Below are 22,429 nucleotides of genomic sequence, written 5' to 3'. Positions count from 1 at the left end.
CTTAGCCAATAGTTAAAAGATAGGCTTCATGCAGTTGGAGATTGGGAATAGTTAACCGGACTAACTGTTGATTATTGACGCTAATATTCTCCTGTCGGACTGTGGCTAATTCCTTGATCACCTGCTCTCCAGAATCAGGAATTTTTTGGACTTTGAAGATTAAATTTCCACTGGAATTTGGTAAATTTTTCAGAATTAAGGTAACTCCCGCAGTCGGTGCAGAAAAAGCTTGTTCAAAATAACCGAATAGAATTTGAGCTTTTCCTTCCCGATTGGCACGACTGGCTAAAGCAACAATTTTGGGGTTCGTAGACTGACTGGCAACCCGAGAATTAAACCCATCGGCATAGGCTTTATAAACCCACCAGACGGCTCTAGGTAAAGATAAATCCGGTGTGACTAAACCATCTAAACTATTATTAAAGCAATTATTAGTTCCACTACCTTTATTAATAGGATCCCAGCAGGCTCTAGCCGCAGCATTAGGCCGTCCCAATTCGGTGTAATACAAAAAGCCTAAATTTTCGGCGGGGCGATATTGAGCCGTAGGGCCGATAATTTCATTGATATGAATTTCCTGAATTTTTAGACTTTGGTAATTGGGATTTTGTTGTAAACTCCGACGGGCATTATTAATCCGAGCCGTAATTGAGGTAATATCTTGATCATTGAGTTCATGCCAAGATAAAAAGTTCACTTCTAAATTATTATTTTTGCAATAATTTAGAAAGGCAGTCATAAAATTTTGATCATATTTAGCAATACTCGGGCCACCAATCATCACATTTGGGCCTAATTCCTGACGTAATACCCGATAAGCTCGTTTATAGGTTTCAAAAAACTGTTCCCGGGTTCCTTTCCAAAAGGGATCTCTGAGGTCGGGTTCATTCCAAACATCCCATAATATGACTTTATCTTTGTGTTGGCGGGCAAGTTGTCGGACGTGTTCTTCCCATTTGGCATAATCATCATAGGGCCAGCCTCGGGGGGAGCCATAGCCCCAGGTATCACTTAAAATCAGTTGAAATTTAGCCCCGAGTCCCACCACTCGCGGGTACAATTCCAGTTGGGATGTCCGCCATAATTTAGGTTCTAAGGGCTTAATGATGCTGTCGGGCGGTTGGGTGGCATTTTTACCATATAAAAACCCACTGACCGAACTAATTCCAGTTCTTTGAGCGGCAAAATCAATCGTAATATCGTTTTGTTGTTGTCCCAAAACCTGAAATTGTCCCAGCCCTAAAATACTTAATAAGGTGAGCAAACCGACGAAAACGGGGATAAGTTTTTTCAGTTTGAATTGAGATTCTTTGAATCTTAGATGCGCCGCATTGAACAGATTTAATTTCATAAACTGATAATTAGTAACTCCTAAACTGATAACAGACGCGCCATGGCACGTCTCTGATTATGCTGATTCGGGTTTGGGTAAGGAAGATGGATGTAATAGTAATTCCGCCGTAGAGCGTTTTTCCACCATTTCCCGAGTCACCCGACAGCGTTTAACATCCTTACGCGAAGGAATTTCATACATGACATCTAACATTAATTCTTCCACAATTCCCCGTAACGCTCGGGCGCCGGTTTTGCGACGATAGGCTTCTTGAGCGATCGCTTGAATAGCATCCTCATCAAATTCTAATTGAACATTATCCATCCGCAATAGTTTTTGATATTGTTTCACCAAAGCATTGCGAGGTTCGGTTAAAATAGCCACTAAGGTCGCTTCATCTAAGGGTTCTAAGACCGCTATCATCGGAATCCGACCGATCAATTCGGGAATTAGACCAAATTTGACCAAATCATCCGGTTCCATGTGTTTGAGGGCATCAACGGTGCGTTTATCTTTCGGTTGAACGTCTCCCTGTTGGACAAATCCCATGGACTTTTTGCCCGTTCTGTGCTCCACCAATTTATCTAAACCGACAAAGGCGCCACCGCAGACAAATAGAATATTACTGGTATCAATTTGAATACAATCTTGATAGGGATGTTTGCGCCCCCCCTGGGGTGGGACATTAGCAACGGTTCCCTCTAACATTTTCAATAAAGCCTGTTGTACCCCTTCCCCCGATACATCCCGGGTAATCGAGGGATTTTCACTTTTGCGGGCAATTTTATCAATTTCGTCAATATAAACAATCCCCCGTTGGGCTTCTTCCACATCAAAATCCGCAACCTGTAATAACCGAAGGAGAATATTTTCCACATCTTCCCCGACATAACCGGCTTCGGTGAGGGTCGTCGCATCAGCAACCGCAAAGGGAACCTCCAACATTTTAGCCAGGGTTTCTGCTAATAGGGTTTTCCCGCATCCGGTGGGGCCAATTAACAGAATATTAGATTTTTGTAACTCAACATTACTATCTTCGGCGGGTCGTCCTGTGGTTTTGGTTTGTAGAAACCCTAAGCGTTTGTAATGGTTATAAACCGCAACCGAGAGAACTTTTTTCGCCTCATCTTGACCAATAACGTGGGAGTCAAGATAGGATTTGATTTCTCTCGGTTTAGGGATTTGATTTAAAGCCACTCGTCCAGTCCGTTGCCGCCGTTGGGGAGCTTGGGGGGTTTGGGGACGTGCGGAAGTTGGAGGAGTCGTTGCCGAACTACTGTCGAATAACTCCTCATCTAAAATTTCATTACACAGTTCCACACATTCATCACAGATATAAACACCTGGCCCTGCAATGAGCTTGCGAACTTGCTCCTGGGACTTACCACAGAAAGAACATTTTAGATGGGAGTCGTACTTGGACATAGTTACCTCATCTTAGGTTACGGGAACGGACTCTCCCGGAATCGGAAGACTCTGAGTGCTGGAGATCACTTTATCTATTAGACCATATTCTTTGGCATCTTCTGCGGACATATAAAAGTCCCGTTCGGTGTCTTCCTCAATCCGTTCGATGGGTTGACCCGTGTGTTCGGCTAATAATTCATTCAGCACCCGCTTATGATACAGGATTTCCTTCGCTTGGATTTCAATATCAACGGCCTGTCCCTGGGCTCCGCCGAGGGGTTGGTGAATCATAATCCGGGAACTGGGCAAAGACATCCGTTTCCCTGGAGTTCCGGCGGCTAATAAAAAGGCTCCCATACTAGCGGCCAGTCCGTAACAGATAGTGACAACATCCGGGCGAATTTGCTGCATGGTGTCCAGAATCGCCATGCCTGCGGTCACAGAGCCCCCCGGAGAGTTAATGTAAATTTGGATATCTTTTTCCGGGTCTTCGGCTTCTAGGAATAACAGTTGAGCGCTCAGGGCATTAGCCACATCATCATCAATCGGAGTCCCCAGAAAAATAATCCGTTCTCTCAGCAGACGGGAATAAAGGTCGAAAGCCCGTTCTCCCATGCCCGACTGCTCAATCACAATCGGCACTATATTACTAGGAGAGAAGGTTTCAATCCGGCTATCGCTTGTGACTTCAAAATCGGAATAGTTATCAATTCGGTAGCCCGAAGACTGGGAAAATATCATAAACACCTCATCAAAGAATAGTGGAATCAGAACCGGGGAGGAAACGTGACGATAGGACGGTTCAAAACCCCAAACTCCCAACCCCAACCCAAAATTATAAAAGAATTTGAGAGGAACTGCAAATTGATGTGACCAAAAATACATTAGTCCCTATTCCCCATTCGTAATTCGTAATTCGTAATTCGTAATTCCCCTAGAGCTAACTTCAAAAAATCTTCAAATTTGTTTGCTAGGTTGTAAGAATCCCAGATTAAAATCGGGTACTTAGCCCCGGTTTTTAAGCCAACTCAAGCAAAATTACGCTATGATTTCCCAGAATTTAAAACTTTGGCCTTTCCTCAATAATTTGTATCAACGGATGCAGATTATTAAAGACAAGCCTGTGTCTAATGATCCCCCCTTAACCCTGTGGATAGCTCAGGAGGGAATCACACCGATTCGAGATGTACTGATGCAAGAAACCTCGGATCATATTATTTTAAAAGTCTCCATTCCCCACCTCCAACCCGAAGATTTGTCAATTCGAGTTACATCAGAAACCGTGTTTTTATGTGGGGAAAAAATTGAACAGGTAGAGGTGCCAGGGTACTGTGATTTTACCTATCCTTCTCAACAATTTCAATGTCTGATTCCCTTACCTTATTCCGTCCATCCCGAAACCGTAACGGCGGAATGGGAGAAAAATTTGTTATTGTTGAAATTACCCAAGGAAAAAACCGTTTCCCCCCGGAATCAGGGAATTATTGTCCGGTGTTCCTCAGATGTAGAGCGTTTATCTCAGGCTTGGGAGGCTGAGTATAAAAGCTCGTAAATTTTTTCAGTTCAACCGATACCCTGAAACGACAAATCGGGTAAGATATCCTCAACACCTCTGCTACTGCCACTCCTGTTCTCACTGTCAGCCATCGAAAGTTATCCTTTAAAGCCACTCATGCTCAATTTAATCTTCGAGAACCCAGAAAAGCTGCCGTTATTATGGATAATCAACCAGACTTGGAACCCAATCAACCTAAACTTTGGGAATTGCGTTTGTATGTTGCCGGACAAACTCCTAAAGCGATTGCTGCATTCATCAACTTGAAAAAAGTTTGTGAACAGTACCTTGAGGGTCAATATCAAATTGAAATCATTGATTTGTTAAATGACCCTAAACTCGGCCAGCAAGATCATATTTTTGCACTTCCGACCTTAGTTCGTAACATTCCTCGCCCCTTAAAACAAATTATTGGAGATTTATCCAGTCCTGAAAAAATTTTGGTAGGATTAGAATTGTGGAGGGGGGAGGGGTAAAAAAACCCTTAATTTAAAATAAGAGGAGAAGTTGTTTTATGAAATCTTATTTATCATCCCCTCAGCCTAACTTTAGCAAACCAAAAAAGGAGGGATATTATTGCTTCCGTTTGTATGTTGCTGGAGCCAATATTAAATCGATTCTAGCTTTAAAAACTATTAAGTATATTTGTGAAACCTACCTACAAGGGAATTATGATTTAGAAGTGATTGACGTTTATCAACAACCCGAACTCACAGAAGGGCAAAAGATTGTGGCTGTCCCTACCTTAATTCGGCTTCTCCCCTTACCTTTACAGAGAATTATCGGGGATTTATCCCAAACCGATAAAATTCTCATGGCCTTGAATTTATCATTTTAAAATCATGTGGTGTTATACCCTAACAGTTAACTATGGTTAACTTTAACCCAACGGAAACATCAGAAGACCAATTACAACAAGAAGTTGAAGATTTGCGTTTCCAACTCGAAATCGCCAAGGATACCCTGCGGGCGATTGGCAATGGGGAAGTGGATGCCTTAGTCATTGCTGGGTCAGAAGGAGAACAGGTTTATACCCTGCAAGGAGCCGATTCTTCCTACCGGATGCTGGTAGAAGAAATGAAAGAGGGTGCCGCTACGATTACCACCGATAGTACATTATTACTCTATTGTAATAAACGATTAGCGTCTCTACTTAAAACTCCTTTAAAAAAGTTAATTGGGACGGATTTTAAAGAATTTATTTCCCCCTCAGATTTAACATTATTTCAAGCCCTATGTCAGAAGGCAAACTCAGATTCAGGAAAGGCGGAATTAACCTTAATTGCCCGGGATGGGACAGAAGTTCCGGTTTATCTTTCAATTAACATCCTGAATCAAAAAGGTGTGGATGTCGGGTGTTTAATTATCACCGATTTATCAGAGCAGAAACGGGATGAAGATATTGTTGCTCAAGAACGGTTAACTCGATTACTCTTAGAACAAGCAGCCGAGTCTATTATTGTTTGTGACCATCAGGGAAAAATTATTCGCGCCAGTCAGGAAGCTGAAAAAATTTTAGGGGCAAATTTACTCCTTTCTGACTTCGATGACCTGATTAAATTACAACTTTTGCCCCAGCAAAATGGGAGTCAACCCTTACGAAAGAAGGAAAAGAGTTCTAATTCTATTTTTTCAATTACATCCGTGATTAGTGGTCATCCCTATAAAGGGCGGGAGGTTCTATTTATTCGGGAAGATGGAGAAAAAATTAACTTTTTATTAAGTGCTAGTCCTCTGTCAACTCCCCATAGTATTTTTAAAGGTTGTGTGGTAATTCTGACCAATATTACGGAACGAAAATGGTCAGAAGATGCCTTAAAAAGAATTAATGAAGAACTAGAAATCAAAGTTTCTGAACGGACGGCGGAGTTAGAATCTTTAAATAGTAGGTTAAAACAAGAATTAGCAGAACAAGCCAGAACTCAACAGATTTTACAAGATCAAGCTCAACTTTTAGATTTAGCCAATGATGGTATTATTGCGGTTGATTTGAATGATCATATCAACTATTGGAATCAGGGCGCGGAAAAACTCTATGGCTATTCTAAGTCAGAAGTATTAGGGAAAAATTTAGTTGAATTGCTAAAAATTCAATCACCTCAACCCTTAGAAAAGATTAAACAAGAAGTCTTTAAAAAAGGCAACTGGGAAGGAGAATTTCTTCAAACCAATCATCGGGGAGAAACGGTAATTATCCATAGTAGTTGGTCACTCAAGCAAGATAGGGAGGGAAATCCCATTGCGATTCTGAAAATTAATCGAGATATTACCAAAAGTAAACAAGCGGAACAAGCAATTATAGATTCTGGTTTACGCTTGGCTGGGATTTTAGATATGGCTCAGGATGCAATTATTTCTATTAATGAACACCAAGAAATTACTCTATTTAATCAAGGGGCAGAAAAAATATTTGGTTATACGGCAAATGAAATTTTAAAACAGTCTTTCAATTTATTGATTTCTGAGTTTTTATCGGAAGAAGATTGTCAATATAAAACCGAATTATCAGATAATAATTGTTTGATTAAACATATTGGAGAATATCAGGAACTGACAGGTCGCCGTAAAGATGGTACGGAATTTCCGGCGGAAGTTTCTATCTCTCAGTTATTCTTAGAGGAAGGGAAAATTTTAACGGTTTTTATGCGAGATATTAGCGATCGCAAACGGGTAGAAATAGCGATTCAAAAAGCCCAAGAAGACCTAGAAATTAAGGTTCAAGAACGGACAATTCAACTGGCGACTTCCAATGATGACTTAATCCGAGAAATTGCCGAACGGAAACTCTTAGAAAATCAACTTCATGAAATTAATGAAGAACTCGAACAACGGGTAGAACAAAGAACTAATGAATTAGCTAAAGCCATTAAAGATTTGAAACAAGAAGCGATTGAACGGCAAAAAACTACCCTAGCTTTACAGGAATCAGAAGCTAGATTTAGAGCCGCTATTGATGGCAGTTTAGATGCGTTTTTTCTCTTGCAAATTCATCGAGATCAAGAGGAAAAATCAACAAATTTTGTTTTAGTTGATATGAATTCTAAAGCAGAAGAACTGATTTCACAAAACAAAGATAATTTGTTAGGAAAAGAACTCAATTATGTGTTTTATCAAGAGCGTAACTTAGGATATTTTGACCGTTATTTGCGTGCGTTTAAAACTCGCAAGGGCTTTGAGGAAGAATTAGAAATTTCCAACCCCAACATTAAAGCAAAATGGCTACAAATACAAGTGGTTCCTTTGTCCGATGGAATTGCCGTGACCTGTCGTGATATTACAGAACGCAAGAAAACCGAAGAAGCCGCCCAACAAGCCAATGAAAACCTCACGCGCTGGGTGAATGATTTGGAACAACGCAACCGTGAAACCATGCTTTTAGGTCAAATGAGTGAATTTTTACAAGCCTGTAATTCCACCGAAGAAGCCTATCAAGTGATTAATGATTTACTCAAGCCTTTTTTTCCAAAAATATCGGGGGGTTTATTTGTAGCTAGAAATTCTAAAAACCTAGTGGAAATGGTGGCAACTTGGGGTGAGTTACAGGTAATCAGTGAGGCGGTTTTTTCCCCTCAAGATTGCTGGGCATTGCGCCGGGGGAGATCCCATTTTGTTCCAGCTACAACCAGTAATTTATTATGTAAACATATCCATCAAAAAAATTGTCGTCAATATCAATTAAATTCTAATAATTCCAGTAAAATTACTCTTACTTCCCCTACAAAAACCGAACTTCCGGCCTATCCGATGATGGTTGAACATCTTTGTGTCCCCATGATTGCCCAAGGAGATGCCTTGGGATTATTGTGTTTAGCCTCCGAGGAATCAGGACAACTTTCTGGAGACCAACAACGGTTAGCCACGGCCGTAGCTGAACATATTGCTTTAGCCTTAGCTAACTTGAAATTACGAGAAGCCTTAGAATATCAAAGTATTCGGGATGGTTTGACTGGTTTATATAATCGTCGCTATTTAGAAGAATCTTTAGAACGGGAAATTAACCGCGCCCAACGTCAAAAATTTAGTTTAGGAATCGTGATGATTGATATTGATCATTTTAAAAATTATAACGATACCTTTGGTCATGATGCCGGAGATATTGTCTTGCAACAATTGGGAAATATATTACAAAAAAATGTCCGAGGGTCAGATATTGCTTGTCGTTATGGCGGTGAAGAATTTACTTTGATTTTACCAGAAATTTCTCTGGAACTTGTTAAGGAAAGGGCCGAACAAATTCGAGTTGAAGTGCAAAAATTAAAGATTAAACACCATTATCAAGATTTAGGTCAGATTACCCTTTCTTTAGGTATTTCCATGTTCCCCAACCAAGGTTTAACGGGAGAGTCTATTATGCGGGCGGCGGACACGGCTTTGTACCAAGCCAAAGAAGAAGGAAGAAACCGAGTTTGTGTTTTTGGCTCCAATTTTGACCATTCTGCTTAAGTCCGTTTCCTATTCTTAATGTATAGATTTGTTAAGGTTTTCGGAATTTTTCCAATCTTCAAAAGTTCTTCAAATTTGTCTTTTATTCTCAAATCATTATCTAAGTGTTACCGATGGAGTTTGCTCCCTATCCCCGAAACTCATCAGTTGCTAATTCATACGAGGTTTAATAAACTTATATGCCTACCTGTCCCTGCTGTGCATCACCCATGCTCCAACATATTCGTAAAGGTCATCTGGTTTGGAGATGTCGCCATTGTTGGCAAGAAATGCCAGACTTAAGTGCTACTCAATCCTTTAAGCTTAACTATACTTCGTCCTTGGAAAAAAGAATTAAAGAATTAGCTCTAGCCTAAATGAAATGATAGAATCATGGAACAATAGGCAAGTTCCTAGCTAGATTTAACAGAATTAATGCCTGTGTCTGATTAGGTTGTCTGTTTCTAGCTATTACCAGGGTTAAGATAGGGGATGGAACCATTCAATTTTATTCTTGTTCCTCAAGGTCAAGAATACCGGGCGGTGTTAAAGGGATTGCCGCCCATGAGCTCATCCACAATTAAGGTTTTACCCATTCCGATTGGTTCTCAATATTTAACCGTTTATTTAAAAAAATGGCTCAATTCAGAGGTAGTTAACAGTCAGTCTTCCATACGGGTTTTAGTTCTGGGATTATGTGGCAGTTTATCCCCCAATCTCCGGGTTGGGGATGTTGTTGTTTATCAAAATTGTTTACCTTTACTCTCAAACAGTTCTGATCAAGATCCTGAGAATAGTATGGCAGTTTCCTGGGATGATGATTTAGCCTCAGCTTTATCTCAAAAATTAATTTCATCCCATTTAGTTAGGGGGTTAACCACTGACCGGGTAATTACCACCGCCATCGAAAAACAAAAATTAGGCCAACTTTACCCCGTGGAAGTAGTAGATATGGAAGGCTTAATTCTATTAAACTTTTTCACAAAAGCGGGAATTAAAGCCGCAATGGTTAGGGTTGTGAGTGATACTTCCTATCAAGATTTACCGGATTTAACTACAGCTATTGATCAGAATGGACTATTAAAAATATTCCCCTTAATCAAAGTGTTGTTACAACATCCAGTTAGGGGATTAAAACTGATTAGCAGTGGTTTAAAAAGTCTGGCTGTTTTGCAACAACTACCCCAAAAATTATAATATCGAAATTGAGGCGAATAAAATGACCTCGTTCGGGGATATAGTTTACCAAACTTCTTCTCCTTCTGGTTTTCCCCAAGAGATTTCTTTGCTAGGTTCTATTTCACCTGCTAATAATTCATCTAGGGTATATTTTGAAATTTTCTGATTTACAGGCTCTATGACCATTTTTCCATTTTCTACACTGCAAATTACTGAATCATTTAGATATAGTCGCGTGGGTCTGAGAAACAGGGTTTCTTATTGTTGGATTTCATCGGTTAGCTCGTTTACTTCTTCTGCGTTAGCCTCAAAATTAATTCCTTCGTAAATTTCTATCAGTGGCATCTGAAATTCTACGGATTCTAGGGTTAATATAGATTCTTCTAAATCATACTCTGTTAATACCCATTTTCTATTAGAATTTTTAGCAAATTGTTCAATATGATAGCTATATTGGTCAATTAAAATATATTCTTTAAATTCAGAAATTGAGCGATAGGCGAGAAATTTTCCACCTCGATCATAGTCTTTGGTTGAATTAGATAAAACCTCAATAATTACCAGAGGATTTGTCACAACTGTTTGGTTATTTTCTTGATAGATTGGTTCTCCTTGCATCACCATGATATCGGGATAGACATAACGGCGAGTTAGGGGTATCCACAGACGCACGTCGCTAGTAAATAAGCTGTAATTTTTGCCGCGTAATCCGAATTTCAAATTAGCAATCAAGTTAATGATGATGCTGTTGTGGTTAGTTGTTCCGCCTGTCATTGTTACGATCTCCCCATCATGGTATTCACTCTTGTCGATCGCAGTTTCTTCTAATGCTAGATATTCCTCTGGGGTGTAATAGCGTTTTTCGGTTTTGGGTTGCTTTTCGATAGCTGATTTTTCTTGGGTTTGCATGGTCATTTCCTTATGCTCTCAAGTGATTTTATGATAACATGAAATCAGTTAGATTAAATAGCAATAAACATACTCGATCACCAACCAGATTATGACTATCATTGAACAAATATACGAGATCGTTAAAACCCTTCCCCAAGAGCAAGCCCGATCGCGTGGTAATCAGAAACCGGGTTTCTACTGTCAAATCTTATTGATAAATATCCCAACAACCCACTATTTTTTCCCCTCTTTCCTCTTTTTCGGCTAACTCTAGGTTGAGTTTTAATAATTTCTCTAAAAGATCATCATCGGGATTAAATTCATAAGATTCCATTGCTAATTTATCCAATTGTTGATGGAGTTTATACAGTTGACTACTAGGCTCAGTAAAATATTCGTTGTATAATTTGGTGATTCCCCATTGTTTTTTTTCCATTTGCTCTGTCCGATATTCATGGAGTTTAATCATAGTTTCTCTGATTTTTTCGACTACCTTTTTAGTCGGTGTTTGCGGAAAGGGGAAGGTTTCAAAACAGGTTTTATGAGTGTAGCGGGTATCTCCTTTTAAAGTTGAACTTTGTGCTTTTACCCAAATACGATGAATATTTGAGGTTAATATTCCTAATATGTAAAAATCTTCTGATGCAATAATATTAGTAGAATCAGCAGGTAAATCTGTTGATTCATTAGGTATAAATATAAACCATTTAGAATGTCTAGGAATAGCAAAATGGTAAGATAAATTTTTAAGTGCTTTTCTCATAGCAGGACGTTTTTCACCATATTTCCACCAATTTAATTTAGTGACTTCCCTTCGATTTTTATCTCTTTCTGGTTTAACATTAATTTTCAAATGATTAAAAGGTAATTCGTAATCACTAGCATCCTCTAAACTCAAATCATTAAAATCAATAATCCATCGACTCGGTTTTCCGTTAGGATTTTTAGTTAAATCATCTGCGGAAGAAGACAACTTCAAAATCTCTTTATTTTTAGGATATTTTTTTATCCATTCTTGAGCTATTTTATCTGTAATATAAAAATCTTTTCCAACAGGAATAACCCCCTGAAAACATTGATTAAGATTTGCTTTTAAAGTTTTAGCTTGGGTTACATCAGTTAAAGAAGTCAGAGAAGAATTAATAAAATTAACGGGTTTATGATCTAAAAAATAAGTATCAGGTTTGATTTTACACCAATTCACAATACTAACATGAACTGCTGCTTCTCCAGACCATTCCTGAGTTGAAATGGCTTCGTGAATATAACCCCCATTTTCATTGATATAATCTAAAGAAACCTTGCGACTTTTACCCTGACTAATCGAATTAGTCGCAACTAAACCCACTCTGCCATTATTATCAATATTATCATGGGCTAATCTAAACCAATAACTGCAAAAATCCACATCTTTAGGGTATTTTTCAAAGATGCGATCAACATAATTATCTCCCAAATTTAAACGAATATTTTTACCTCCTAAAAAGGGAGGATTGCCAATAATAGCATCAGCTTTTACCCAATCACTAAAAAGAGCATCTTTATAGACAATATTATCATCCAAAGTATCTAAAGGTAGAGCCGCTTCAGTTAAATTAAACTTATCAATTGCCACCTTACGCGCTATCATTAAAGTAACTCTTGCTAACTCCACCGCAAAAGGATTAAGATCCATTCCATAAAACTGATGGGGAGTAACAAAACTGATCTGTAATTGATCAATATTGGTGGTTTTTTTACTCATTATTTTATGAATTAAAAGCTGCTCAATGCGTTTTAATTCCTGATAAGCAATATAAAGAAAATTTCCACTCCCGCAAGCTGGATCTAAGACTTTATAATTTAGTAAATCTAACTGTAATTGATGCAATTTCTTGAGAGTATTTGCTTCCTCAATACGCTCCTCCCAATACTGACTAATAGTAGGGCGAACAATGTTCATTATATCACTTTCTGAAGTATAATGAATTCCGTAGGAATGACGGTCTTTTTTATTAACCGAGCCTTCAAAAATATTCCCAAAAATTGCGGGTCTAACCTTACTCCAATCCTGTCTACCAGCCACATCTAAAAATTCTAATTCTTTCTCAGTTAAATCAATGGGATAAATCGTAGAAAATAGTCCACCATTAAAATAATCTACACCTTTATAACGCCCAGCCGGAGTAATTCCGGTTTGATTCATTTCTCTAAATAATCCCCCAATGATATCATAAGAGCTTAGTTTATTTTGCAGACAATCTTGTACACAAGCAATAAATAAATCTTGAGGTAATAATCCCCGATCTTCGGCAAACATCGCTAACACACACTGTAAAATAAAGCGTTGAGCGATTAGTTCAGAATTAGTTTGTTTTGATAATCTTTGCTGTAAAAGTGTAAATAATTCCCCCATTCTTCGCGCCGCAATTTCAGTAATTTCTACTTGATTATTTCTAAAAACAGGAGTCCGATTTCCCAACTCCATAAAAGCAAAAGCACTCGCTCTTTCTACTAAGTTAATCAGAGCGACTTTATCAACAGGTTCATCTAATTGATTATCAAAATCAAAAATCCAAAATTCATCAAAATTGCAAAGAATCACATAACGAGGGCGATTAGGTACTAAACGTTGCCAATAAGCAAAAGCTTGGGCATAATGTTTATTTAGATCCTCACCCCGTTGTTTCATCTCAATTAAAACTTTGGGTTTCCAAATTAAATCAGCAAAACCAGTTTTACCTTTTTGACTCCCTTTTTTAATCGCTTCCTCATATTTTGCTCCCGCTTCTAAAGCACCCTCATAACCGAATGCTTTAAAAAAACGATCTAAAAAAGTTTGTGCTTCTTTTCTTTCCTGTCCTGTGATATGTTCTTTACAGAAATCAATAAATTTTTGTAAACTTTCCGGTGTTGCTGACATTTAACAATCCTCGCTCTTTTAAAGTGTCTTTTAACGTTCTGGAAATAGCTTACATTCCCTGAATGTAGGTTGATTCACTTCCCCTAAACGGGAGTTTAAAAATCGATCCATCCAATTTTCAAAATAGATCCGATTAGCTTGTTTTTGTTCGGGATCATTAGTATTAATAGAATGGGGTGCTAATCCCACAATTGCCGCCGTCGTTACACAGAACATTGACTTTTGAAAACTTTGGCAAATTTGCACCCGTAAATCATCTTCTCCGCGACAACTATTTTGATAGATATTATGTAAATAATCAGGAAGAAAATGACGCATATCCTGCATTAATTGAGTTGGGGGAATACCTGACCCACCAATGGGTAGGGGATCGGCGTATAATGCACCATAGGCAAAGTCTTTTTGTTCTGTGGGAATTTGATGGGCTTGGGCATTATAAGAAACTGTTCCAGGAAAAGGAGTTCCCCGAAAGAACACGGCTTCAACATAGGGAACTGCGGTATCCATTAAAAAGGTTAATCCGGCAGATTTTGGCAGGATATCATAAACTTGATTATTGATTTTTACGCTATAAGTAATTGGTTGACTTGCCGCTTCTACTAATGCCAATAAAATATGATTGACTACATCAGGAATAGATTTAATTTCCCCTTGATCATAACGATCAGAAAGGGAAATAAACATATCACTCATCACCCGCCAAAACTGACCTAATCCACTATAATAAGCCAGTTGTCGAATTTGTTCAGGTAGAAATTCTGGGAAAAAACGATGGAGGGTTTGAATCATCAAATTTCCCTTAGTTTTGGCTTGAATTGCGGTTTCTGCTAATTGGAGAAATTTAGAAGAATCTAAATATTGATCTAATTTTCCGCCGCCATGCCAAAACATTGTTTTCATACAATATTCGGCATATTCAAAATTAATCCGATCATGCCACAAATATTGCAATATTTTTTTGATATTTACCTCTCCATTGAAATATTTAAAAAAGGGAAATAATTCTAAAAACTGTTCATCGGCAATATAAATTAAATTCTTAGAATAGGCATCTAAAACAATCCCATAACTTTTCAAGATACCCACAACTTCTACCAAATTTTCGGGATAATCAGGTAATAATGCTTCACCGGACTCTAGGCGATGAATATATTCAGACAAAGGATGTTTAGACATAGTAGTAAAATCCGTAAGGTTCATTTTGTTTAAAGTTTTGATTAAAATAGAAAGGGATTTCAGAGTGATATAACAAGCCTAAGAATTAATCTAATAATTGAGACTTGCTATATCAAAAAATTAAACCTTTTCTGCCAGATGTTGAGCAAATAAAGGTTGAGTATGGGCTAAAGCCGTTGTAGAAGCATCAGTTAATCTCACTAATAAGTTAGGTTGAATGCCTAGGATCACAATAATTAAAGCTAAAATCATCGCAGGAATCCGATCGCGCCATTGTACAGAAGGCAAATTCACCACATATTCCGAGAGGCGACCAAAGAAGGCTTTATTAATCATAATTAGGAAATAAACTGAAGTTAATCCAGTTCCAATCATGCACAATAAAGTTTGGACGGGGAAGACTTCCATACTGCCGCGAAATATGATAAATTCCGCCACAAATCCCACTAAACCGGGTATTCCCGCACTCGCCATTACCGCCATAATCATAATAGTTCCAATTAGGGGTAAACCGCGTTCTGGGTTAAGTAACCCTTGAATAATATCTAAATCTCGACTTCCCGCTTTTCGGTATACAACGCCAACGGTTAAAAACATTAATCCAGAGATTAAACCATGACTCACCATTTGCATCACAGCCCCTAACAAACTGGTGGAGTTAGCAGCAGCAAAAGCCAATAAAATATAGCCCATGTGAGCAATAGAACTATAGGCTACCATTTTCTTCATATCTTTCTGAGAAATGGCACAAAAAGCTCCATATAACACACTCACCACTGCCCAACTAGCTACCCAGGGAGCAATTACCGACCAAGCATCAGGAAATAGGCCGACACCAAACCGTAATAACCCATAGGTTCCTAACTTTAATAATACCCCCGCCAACAGCACAGAAACGGGGGTTGAGGCTTCAACGTGGGCATCCGGTAGCCAGGTATGGAAGGGAAACAGAGGAATTTTAATCCCAAATCCAATTAACAGACCGCCTAATAAAATCAGTTGGGTGTTTAGGGGTAAAGATGAGACTCCTAAAGCCGTAGCACTAATGGTATCTAAATCAAAATCAACGGTATGAGTCAGCCAAACAATTCCTAAAAAAGACGCTAAAACTAGAAATCCCGAAACGGCTGTATACAGGAGAAATTTAGTGGCTGCATAGCCTTTGCGTTTGCCTCCCCAAATCGCAATTAACAGATACAAAGGGATCAATTCTACTTCATAAAATAGCAGAAACAATAATAAATTTTGGGATAAAAATGTTCCTGAAATTCCTGCCGATATCAGTAATATTGAGGCGTAATAGAGTTGATGACGACTGATAAATAAATCAGTAATAGCGATCGCAATGGTAATTAATAATCCATTTAAAATCACTAAAGGTAAGGATAAACCATCAACCCCTAAAGTATAATTTAACCCCAAGGGTTTAATCCAAGGAATAAATTCTTTAAATTGTAAAGCCGGATTATCTGGATCAAATAGTCCCGCTAAAACCAATGACCATAAAAATAATCCGACCGTGATGACTAAGGACAATTGACGAGCCCTTTTACCAGATAAATTCGGCCAAAAGGCAATAATAGCCGCACCAAATAAAGGAAGCCAAATTAATACACTAAGCATAAATAAGTTGGTATTGATAGTTGATAGTTAACTTTCGTAGAGAAATAAAGAAAGCCCGGTCGGGCTTACTACAGTTAAAATTGCCACAGCATTAATCCCACCAATACTCCTACTCCTAAAGCAATAGTTAGGAGATAAAATTGAGATTGTCCAGAAATACTGTATTTTAAGCCTTCTCCACTAAACAAAGTGGCTAAACCGAAAACATTAACAATGCCATCGATAATATAGCGATCAATCCAAGCACTAAAAGCGGAAATTCGATTGACAAATAAAACCACAGTTAGATCGTAAATTCGATCAATATAGAAATCGTAAGCGAATAAATCTTGCAATCCTTTCCAGGGTAATTTGTAAGGCTTAGAACCCATCCCATATAAATAAATAGCAGCGCCAATTGTCACCCCAATCATACCTGACATGACCAGTAAAGGAACCGTAGCTTGACGCACAATCTCAGCAAATCCCGTGGGGGGAACTTCCACTAAGGGAGCAGTCCAACTGAGTAATAATTGCCATTGTTGTAACATCAGGGGAACTAACAGGGTCAAAATGGTCATGCTCACCAGGGGTACAGCCATTGGCCAGGGAACTTCGGGGGCTCGCCGGGTTTTTTGTTGGGGTTTTCCAGCAAAAACTAATCCGAAAACCCGGGTTAAACTCAAGGCCGTTAAACAATTAACCAGCAATAAGACTAAAACTAACCACAGAGGAATTGTCCAAAATCCATCGACCCAACGGCGCATCGTCCAAAAGGTTCCCAAGGGCATTAAGGCCACTAAACCCCCTGCACCCACAATAAAAGCGATGGTTGTGGCGGGCATTTTTGACCATAATCCCCCCATCTCCGTTAAATCTTGAGTATTGGTGGTTAGAATTACCGAACCCGCACTCATGAAAATTAAGGCTTTGGCGATCGCATGGGTGAATAATAATAGTAGGGCAATATCAACATGACTTTCTCCTACCGCAATAAACACCAACCCTAAATAGGCACTGGTGGAATGGGATAAGGCCCGTTTTAGATCAATTTGAGCAATAGAAACCAGAGAAGCACCAATGGCGGTAATTGTCCCCAAAACCACTAGGGTTGTGGAGGCTATGGGGGATAGTACCAAAACCGGTTGCAGTTTAATTAAGACATAGGCCCCACTGGCCACTACCACGGAATTTCGCATAATCGAAGCCGGGTTAGGCCCTTCCATGGCCTCATCTAACCAGAGATTTAAGGGAAATTGGGCGCATTTTCCAATCGGCCCAGAAATTAAGGCCAGACCCAGTAAGGTCGCCTGCCAGGGCATTAAGGTGGCGGTTTCGGCCCATCCTTCCAAATCGGAAAAGCTCAAACTTCCGGCCAGGGTGGAGAGATAAACGACCCCCATCAACAGCAACACATCTCCGACCCGTTTGGTTAAAAACGCATCCCGAGCCGCCGTCACTACCAGGGGTTGGGCATACCAGAAGCCCACCAGCAGATAGGTAGAGAGGGTTAATAATTCTAGGAGGATATAACTTAGTAATAACGAATCACTCAAGGCTAACCCACTAATAGCAGCCTCAAAGAATCCCATCAAGCCAAAAAACCGAGCCAGCGCCCAGTCTTTTTCCATGTATCCCAGGGCGTAGCATTGAGCCACTAAACTCAAGGCCGTAATCAGTTCCATGGCCCCTAAACTCACCGGGGAGATTTCCAGGGCAAAGGACAGGTCTAAGCTGTTGGTGTGTACCCAATGGAAAAGGATTTGCTGAATCGGTTCATCCCAGGTAGTGCGGAAAACAACCGAACCATGGACAAGGGCTAAAACCGTCATTAATAGATTAAAGTAGGCCGCGGGTCTTGGCCCTGTGCGTCGCACCAATCCCATTGACCAAGGTAAGGTCAAGATTGCCCCAATTAAGCCATAAAAAGGTATCCACCAACTGGTGTGGAGGAGAAAATCTGTCATTTAACTTAAAATTAGAAAATTTTTAGGAATTCTGAGCTTACTATATCAAAATTTCGGATTCATAGGTCTTTGGGTTGAGTTTCAGCCGGGATTGGCGGTTTTTCATACTAATTAATAGAGCCAAATAGATTAAAAGCTCTTTTAATTAGAGTTGTGTATTTTATGGCACGTTTTTTACTTTAAAAAACTTAACAAAACTTAATCAAAATTCATTATCAACAAAAATAATATTAAAAATGAGAAAATATAATCCAGATTAATATTGTCAAGAGTGTCACCCTTCTCCTATTCTTAGAGAGGGAGGTTCGTTACTATTTCTGTAAATTGAAATTGTAGGTAATCTGCTGATCTCCGTTTCCATCCTAACGGCATGGAAGCAAGCAATAGGAAAATATAACTATTGCCAAATCTAGGGATCAATAAGCCCTAAAATTAGACTTAAAAGGGAACTACAACCTTGAGTGTAGCCCCAAATCCGACGGTTGAATCTGTTGGAAGGTCGCTTATTGCTTATAAATACAGTGTAGTTTGTTCTGTTCATTGATTAGGAGTTAAAGAATGTCAATTGCTGTGGGAATGATTGAAACCCTGGGTTTTCCGGCTGTCGTTGAAGCCGCAGACTCAATGGTGAAAGCCGCTCGGGTTACCTTAGTTGGATATGAGAAAATTGGCAGTGGCCGAGTCACCGTAATTGTCCGCGGCGATGTTTCCGAAGTGCAAGCCTCCGTAGCAGCCGGAGTTGAATCCATCAAACGAGTCAACGGTGGTCAAGTGCTTTCGACCCATATTATTGCCCGTCCCCATGAGAACTTAGAATATGTTCTTCCCATTCGCTATACCGATGCGGTGGAGCAGTTCCGGTCTTACTAGGGACTAAAAAAATAAAACCTTGAATTGACCAGCGTAGAAGTTCGCGCACAGCAATTTCAACCGCAAAAGTCGATTTTAGTTTGAGCGTAATTATCTCTATTTTATGGCGGAATTCCGTAGAATTCCCTAAGCGTTTTGATTGATTTTAGGAGTCAAATTTAATGGCGATTGCAGTTGGCATGATCGAGACTTTAGGCTTTCCTGCCGTTGTAGAAGCGGCAGATTCAATGGTCAAAGCCGCTCGAGTCACCTTAGTGGGTTACGAAAAAATCGGCAGTGGCCGTGTCACCGTAATTGTGCGGGGGGATGTATCCGAAGTGCAGGCTTCCGTATCCGCAGGGGTTGAGTCGATCAAACGAGTCAAAGGTGGAGAAGTTTTATCCACTCATATTATTGCTCGTCCCCACGAAAACTTAGAATATGTTTTACCCATCCGCTATACCGAAGCTGTGGAACAATTCCGCGAAAGCCTCAGTGGGATTCGTCCTTTAAACCGTCCCTAATTTCCACAGGATTTTAAACATCGGTAAATTCACCGTTTATCCTTTTATCCTTGGATGAATCGCTCCAAATTCCCATTTATTCTTCCTCAGACTCATTATGCAAATTGCCAAAGTGATTGGCACGGTTGTTGGCAATCAGAAAGAACCTAGTTTAAGGGGTTCCAAGTTTCTACTTTTACGATTTGTTGATGAAAATGGAGAAGATATCTCCAACGAGTATGAGGTAGCAATTGATGTGGTGGGAGCCGGAATCGGTGAATGGGTACTCGTGAGTCGAGGCAGTGCAGCCCGTCAAGTTGAAGGGAGTGAAAAACGACCCAGTGATGCGGCGGTTGTGGCAATCATCGACACCATCAATGCGGAAAATCGAACGATTTACAGCAAAAAAGATCATTATTAACAGGAAAAAAGTGGGAGTTATTGAGAAGCGAAAAACTTTGAATTTTTAAGAAGGAAAAAGTTAGGAAAGGTGTTATTTATAGGATAAATCAAATTTTGAAAAAAAGTTGAAATTCTGCACCCGAAATTAAAAACTTCAGAACTTCTTAATATTTAACTGAATCAACTTCTTAATCATCCCTTTTGATCCGGTGCAATAACGAACAACTGAAAACAAACAACAAACAACTATTCGGTTAGGAGAAATTAAAATATGGCAGTTCGTGGCCTAGCGGCTCCTCCAACCCCTTGGTCGAAGAACTTGGCAGAGCCGAAAATCGACCCAACGGCTTATGTACATTCTTTTTCTAATATTATTGGTGACGTTCGGATTGGTGCTCATGTATTAGTAGCCCCGGGTACTTCTATTCGAGCCGATGAAGGTTCACCCTTTGCCATCGGGGGAAATAGCAATATTCAAGATGGCGTGGTGATTCATGGCTTAGAAGAAGGCCGTGTTAAAGGGGATGATGGTCAATCTTACTCCGTATGGGTAGGTAAGAATTGTTCCCTCACCCACATGGCCCTAATTCATGGCCCAGCCTATGTGGGAGATAATTGTTTTATTGGATTCCGTTCTACGGTATTTAATTCCAGAGTCGGGAATGGTTGCATTGTGATGATGCACGTTTTAATTGAAGACGTGGAAATTCCCCCAGGAAAATATATTCCCTCCGGTTCAATTATCACTAACCAACAACAGGCAGATCGCTTACCGAACGTTACGGATGCCGATCTGAGCTTTGCTACCCACGTCATCGGGGTTAATCAATCCCTGAAAGCGGGTTATCAGTGTTCTGAAAACTCCTCTTGTATTAACCCGATTCGTAATGAATCGGCGGGGGGTGGTAATGGTAGTGGTCGCGATCGCTCCTATGCCTATAGTGGAAGTTCTAATTTAGCCCCTGAAATTGTGCAGCAAATCGGGGATCTGTTAGCCAAAGGTTACAAAATTGGCACAGAACACGCCGATGTTCGTCGCTTCCGCACCGGATCTTGGCGCAGTGGCGCTCCGATCAATGCTAAAACCACCGGGGAAGTTGTGGCAGCCTTAGAATCTTGCCTGAGAGATCATGGCGGAGAATATATCCGTCTGTTGGGCATTGACTCCAAAAACAAACGTCGTGTCCTGGAAGAAATTATTCAACGTCCCGATGGTGGCGTAGCTCCCAAATCCAGTAATGGAAAAGGGAGTGCTGCGGTGGCTGCTCCTGCGGGTTCGGCTCGTGTTGCTAGTTCCGATCTCGGGGGACAAATTGGCGATCTGTTAGCCAAGGGTTACAAAATTGGCACAGAACACGCTGATGTTCGTCGTTTCCGTACCGGATCTTGGCGCAGTGGCCCTAGCATTTCCGGCTCAGGGGTAGGAGATATTCTTTCTAAATTAGATGCGATCGCCAGTGAGCATCAGGGCGAATACGTGCGTTTAATTGGAATTGACCCCAAAAACAAACGCCGTGTCCTAGAAGAAATTATTCAGCGTCCCGATGGCCGCGTAGCCGCAAAAGCTGGCACTGCTAAGGTCAGCACTGCGGTGACTACTGCTTCGGGTTCAGCCAGTATTGCCACTTCCGGTCTCGGGGGACAAATTGGCGATCTGTTAGCTAAAGGTTACAAAGTTGGCACAGAACACGCCGATGTTCGTCGCTTCCGCACGGGATCTTGGCGCAGTGGCCCCAGCCTATCGGGATCAGGAGTAGCAGAGATTCTTTCTAAATTAGATGCGATCGCCAGTGAGCATCAAGGGGAATATGTGCGTTTAATTGGAATTGACCCCAAAAACAAACGCCGTGTCCTGGAAGAAATTATTCAGCGTCCCGATGGCAAAGTAGCGCCAACGGCTTCGGCTTCGGCTCCGGCTTCCACCAGTCGTCCTAGTCCGGCAACGGTCAGCAGTGGCAAACTAGATAATAGCGTTGCGGATCACGTTCGGGGTCTATTAGCCAAAGGCTACAAAGTTGGCACAGAACACGCGGATGCTCGTCGCTTCCGTACCGGATCTTGGAACAGTTGTGCTCCGATTCAATCTAACAATATCTCCGAAGTGATGGCAGCTTTAGACGGTTGCTTGAACGAACATCAAGGTGAATATGTCCGGTTAATCGGGATTGACTCAAAAGCCAAGCGTCGGGTACTGGAGGAAATTATCCAACGTCCCTAACATTCCTCTATAAAGGGGATTGA

19 protein-coding genes are annotated in these 22,429 nt (G+C 40.2%); 10 read left to right on the top strand and 9 right to left on the bottom strand.

The genetic code is table 11. The features are described from left to right. Window position 1: 1 nt before the first annotated feature. Genes PL9631_RS04680 through clpP form a run of 3 tightly spaced genes read right to left on the bottom strand, consistent with a single transcriptional unit; the run spans window position 2 to window position 3,481 of the window. Window positions 2-1,351, bottom strand: a complete 1,350-nt coding sequence (locus PL9631_RS04680) for a GH39 family glycosyl hydrolase (RefSeq protein ID WP_083617549.1) — start codon at window positions 1,349-1,351, stop codon at window positions 2-4. Between the two features lie 57 nt (window positions 1,352-1,408). Then, the gene (gene clpX / locus PL9631_RS04675) at window positions 1,409-2,758 is read right to left on the bottom strand and encodes an ATP-dependent protease ATP-binding subunit ClpX (protein ID WP_083617547.1); all 1,350 of its coding nucleotides are present in this window, start codon (window positions 2,756-2,758) and stop codon (window positions 1,409-1,411) included. 12 nt (window positions 2,759-2,770) lie between these two features. Then, the gene (gene clpP / locus PL9631_RS04670) at window positions 2,771-3,481 is read right to left on the bottom strand and encodes an ATP-dependent Clp endopeptidase proteolytic subunit ClpP (protein ID WP_083617737.1); all 711 of its coding nucleotides are present in this window, start codon (window positions 3,479-3,481) and stop codon (window positions 2,771-2,773) included. Between the two features lie 304 nt (window positions 3,482-3,785). Here clpP and PL9631_RS04665 point away from each other — a divergent pair, with 304 nt between their 5' ends. From PL9631_RS04665 to PL9631_RS04640, 6 genes are all read left to right on the top strand, one after another. Further along, window positions 3,786-4,292 (top strand): Hsp20/alpha crystallin family protein, encoded by a 507-nt coding sequence (locus PL9631_RS04665; RefSeq protein WP_083617546.1) that lies wholly within the window; start codon window positions 3,786-3,788, stop codon window positions 4,290-4,292. A 164-nt stretch (window positions 4,293-4,456) separates the two neighbouring features. Beyond that, window positions 4,457-4,771, top strand: coding sequence for a circadian clock KaiB family protein (locus PL9631_RS04660; protein ID WP_083617544.1), 315 nt, complete (start codon window positions 4,457-4,459; stop codon window positions 4,769-4,771). A gap of 38 nt (window positions 4,772-4,809) precedes the next feature. Beyond that, window positions 4,810-5,133, top strand: a complete 324-nt coding sequence (locus PL9631_RS04655; protein ID WP_083617542.1) for a circadian clock KaiB family protein — start codon at window positions 4,810-4,812, stop codon at window positions 5,131-5,133. 32 nt (window positions 5,134-5,165) lie between these two features. Next, entirely contained in the window at window positions 5,166-8,738 is a 3,573-nt protein-coding gene (locus PL9631_RS04650) for a PAS domain S-box protein (RefSeq protein WP_083617540.1), read from the top strand. Between the two features lie 179 nt (window positions 8,739-8,917). Beyond that, complete coding sequence (locus PL9631_RS04645; protein ID WP_156090456.1) at window positions 8,918-9,094, top strand: P-loop NTPase family protein; 177 nt, start codon at window positions 8,918-8,920, stop codon at window positions 9,092-9,094. A 187-nt stretch (window positions 9,095-9,281) separates the two neighbouring features. Further along, window positions 9,282-9,914, top strand: coding sequence for a phosphorylase family protein (locus tag PL9631_RS04640; protein ID WP_197046264.1), 633 nt, complete (start codon window positions 9,282-9,284; stop codon window positions 9,912-9,914). 45 nt (window positions 9,915-9,959) lie between these two features. On the opposite strand, the gene PL9631_RS26965 is transcribed toward PL9631_RS04640, so the two are convergent. The 6 genes from PL9631_RS26965 to PL9631_RS04615 all read right to left on the bottom strand — a co-directional run bounded on the left by PL9631_RS26965 (window position 9,960) and on the right by PL9631_RS04615 (window position 18,434). Next, a complete protein-coding gene (locus PL9631_RS26965) occupies window positions 9,960-10,082 on the bottom strand; it encodes an AbrB/MazE/SpoVT family DNA-binding domain-containing protein (protein WP_269321684.1) in 123 nt (40 codons plus the stop codon). 72 nt (window positions 10,083-10,154) lie between these two features. Beyond that, complete coding sequence (locus PL9631_RS04635) at window positions 10,155-10,805, bottom strand: Uma2 family endonuclease (RefSeq protein WP_083617536.1); 651 nt, start codon at window positions 10,803-10,805, stop codon at window positions 10,155-10,157. Window positions 10,806-10,995: 190 nt separating this feature from the next. Further along, entirely contained in the window at window positions 10,996-13,689 is a 2,694-nt protein-coding gene (locus PL9631_RS04630; protein ID WP_083617534.1) for a DNA methyltransferase, read from the bottom strand. Between the two features lie 30 nt (window positions 13,690-13,719). Beyond that, window positions 13,720-14,865, bottom strand: a complete 1,146-nt coding sequence (locus PL9631_RS04625) for a CO2 hydration protein (protein WP_231516642.1) — start codon at window positions 14,863-14,865, stop codon at window positions 13,720-13,722. Window positions 14,866-14,985: 120 nt separating this feature from the next. Beyond that, window positions 14,986-16,488 carry an NADH-quinone oxidoreductase subunit M gene (locus tag PL9631_RS04620; protein ID WP_083617530.1) on the bottom strand — a complete coding sequence of 501 codons (1,503 nt, stop codon included), beginning with the start codon at window positions 16,486-16,488 and terminating at the stop codon, window positions 14,986-14,988. A 74-nt stretch (window positions 16,489-16,562) separates the two neighbouring features. Then, complete coding sequence (locus PL9631_RS04615) at window positions 16,563-18,434, bottom strand: NAD(P)H-quinone oxidoreductase subunit F (RefSeq protein WP_083617528.1); 1,872 nt, start codon at window positions 18,432-18,434, stop codon at window positions 16,563-16,565. Between the two features lie 558 nt (window positions 18,435-18,992). On the opposite strand from PL9631_RS04615, the gene PL9631_RS04610 reads away from it, so the two are divergent. The 4 genes from PL9631_RS04610 to PL9631_RS04595 all read left to right on the top strand — a co-directional run bounded on the left by PL9631_RS04610 (window position 18,993) and on the right by PL9631_RS04595 (window position 22,406). Further along, on the top strand, window positions 18,993-19,304 hold the full coding sequence (locus tag PL9631_RS04610; RefSeq protein ID WP_083617527.1) for a carbon dioxide-concentrating mechanism protein CcmK: 312 nt from the start codon (window positions 18,993-18,995) through the stop codon (window positions 19,302-19,304). A 161-nt stretch (window positions 19,305-19,465) separates the two neighbouring features. After that, a complete protein-coding gene (locus PL9631_RS04605) occupies window positions 19,466-19,807 on the top strand; it encodes a carbon dioxide-concentrating mechanism protein CcmK (RefSeq protein ID WP_083617525.1) in 342 nt (113 codons plus the stop codon). Between the two features lie 97 nt (window positions 19,808-19,904). Then, on the top strand, window positions 19,905-20,207 hold the full coding sequence (locus tag PL9631_RS04600; RefSeq protein WP_083617522.1) for a EutN/CcmL family microcompartment protein: 303 nt from the start codon (window positions 19,905-19,907) through the stop codon (window positions 20,205-20,207). Between the two features lie 252 nt (window positions 20,208-20,459). Continuing rightward, window positions 20,460-22,406 carry a ribulose bisphosphate carboxylase small subunit gene (locus PL9631_RS04595; RefSeq protein WP_083617520.1) on the top strand — a complete coding sequence of 649 codons (1,947 nt, stop codon included), beginning with the start codon at window positions 20,460-20,462 and terminating at the stop codon, window positions 22,404-22,406. The last annotated feature ends 23 nt before the right edge of the window (window positions 22,407-22,429 follow it).

Origin of the sequence: Planktothrix paucivesiculata PCC 9631 (assembly GCF_900009265.2) — a bacterium.
In the GTDB taxonomy this organism is placed as follows: domain Bacteria; phylum Cyanobacteriota; class Cyanobacteriia; order Cyanobacteriales; family Microcoleaceae; genus Planktothrix; species Planktothrix paucivesiculata.
The sequence above is the reverse complement of the archived record's forward strand: the minus strand, read 5'-3'. Positions and strand labels throughout refer to the sequence as shown.

Bases quoted from the DNA above. Each gene is read 5' to 3' on its own strand.
- PL9631_RS04680 (WP_083617549.1), bottom strand. From the start codon at position 1,351: ATGAAATTAAATCTGTTCAATGCGGCGCATCTAAGATTCAAAGAATCT.
- clpX (WP_083617547.1), bottom strand. From the start codon at position 2,758: ATGTCCAAGTACGACTCCCATCTAAAATGTTCTTTCTGTGGTAAGTCC.
- clpP (WP_083617737.1), bottom strand. From the start codon at position 3,481: ATGATATTTTCCCAGTCTTCGGGCTACCGAATTGATAACTATTCCGAT.
- PL9631_RS04665 (WP_083617546.1), top strand. From the start codon at position 3,786: ATGATTTCCCAGAATTTAAAACTTTGGCCTTTCCTCAATAATTTGTAT.
- PL9631_RS04660 (WP_083617544.1), top strand. From the start codon at position 4,457: ATGGATAATCAACCAGACTTGGAACCCAATCAACCTAAACTTTGGGAA.
- PL9631_RS04655 (WP_083617542.1), top strand. From the start codon at position 4,810: ATGAAATCTTATTTATCATCCCCTCAGCCTAACTTTAGCAAACCAAAA.
- PL9631_RS04650 (WP_083617540.1), top strand. From the start codon at position 5,166: ATGGTTAACTTTAACCCAACGGAAACATCAGAAGACCAATTACAACAA.
- PL9631_RS04645 (WP_156090456.1), top strand. From the start codon at position 8,918: ATGCCTACCTGTCCCTGCTGTGCATCACCCATGCTCCAACATATTCGT.
- PL9631_RS04640 (WP_197046264.1), top strand. From the start codon at position 9,282: ATGAGCTCATCCACAATTAAGGTTTTACCCATTCCGATTGGTTCTCAA.
- PL9631_RS26965 (WP_269321684.1), bottom strand. From the start codon at position 10,082: ATGGTCATAGAGCCTGTAAATCAGAAAATTTCAAAATATACCCTAGAT.
- PL9631_RS04635 (WP_083617536.1), bottom strand. From the start codon at position 10,805: ATGCAAACCCAAGAAAAATCAGCTATCGAAAAGCAACCCAAAACCGAA.
- PL9631_RS04630 (WP_083617534.1), bottom strand. From the start codon at position 13,689: ATGTCAGCAACACCGGAAAGTTTACAAAAATTTATTGATTTCTGTAAA.
- PL9631_RS04625 (WP_231516642.1), bottom strand. From the start codon at position 14,865: ATGTCTAAACATCCTTTGTCTGAATATATTCATCGCCTAGAGTCCGGT.
- PL9631_RS04620 (WP_083617530.1), bottom strand. From the start codon at position 16,488: ATGCTTAGTGTATTAATTTGGCTTCCTTTATTTGGTGCGGCTATTATT.
- PL9631_RS04615 (WP_083617528.1), bottom strand. From the start codon at position 18,434: ATGACAGATTTTCTCCTCCACACCAGTTGGTGGATACCTTTTTATGGC.
- PL9631_RS04610 (WP_083617527.1), top strand. From the start codon at position 18,993: ATGTCAATTGCTGTGGGAATGATTGAAACCCTGGGTTTTCCGGCTGTC.
- PL9631_RS04605 (WP_083617525.1), top strand. From the start codon at position 19,466: ATGGCGATTGCAGTTGGCATGATCGAGACTTTAGGCTTTCCTGCCGTT.
- PL9631_RS04600 (WP_083617522.1), top strand. From the start codon at position 19,905: ATGCAAATTGCCAAAGTGATTGGCACGGTTGTTGGCAATCAGAAAGAA.
- PL9631_RS04595 (WP_083617520.1), top strand. From the start codon at position 20,460: ATGGCAGTTCGTGGCCTAGCGGCTCCTCCAACCCCTTGGTCGAAGAAC.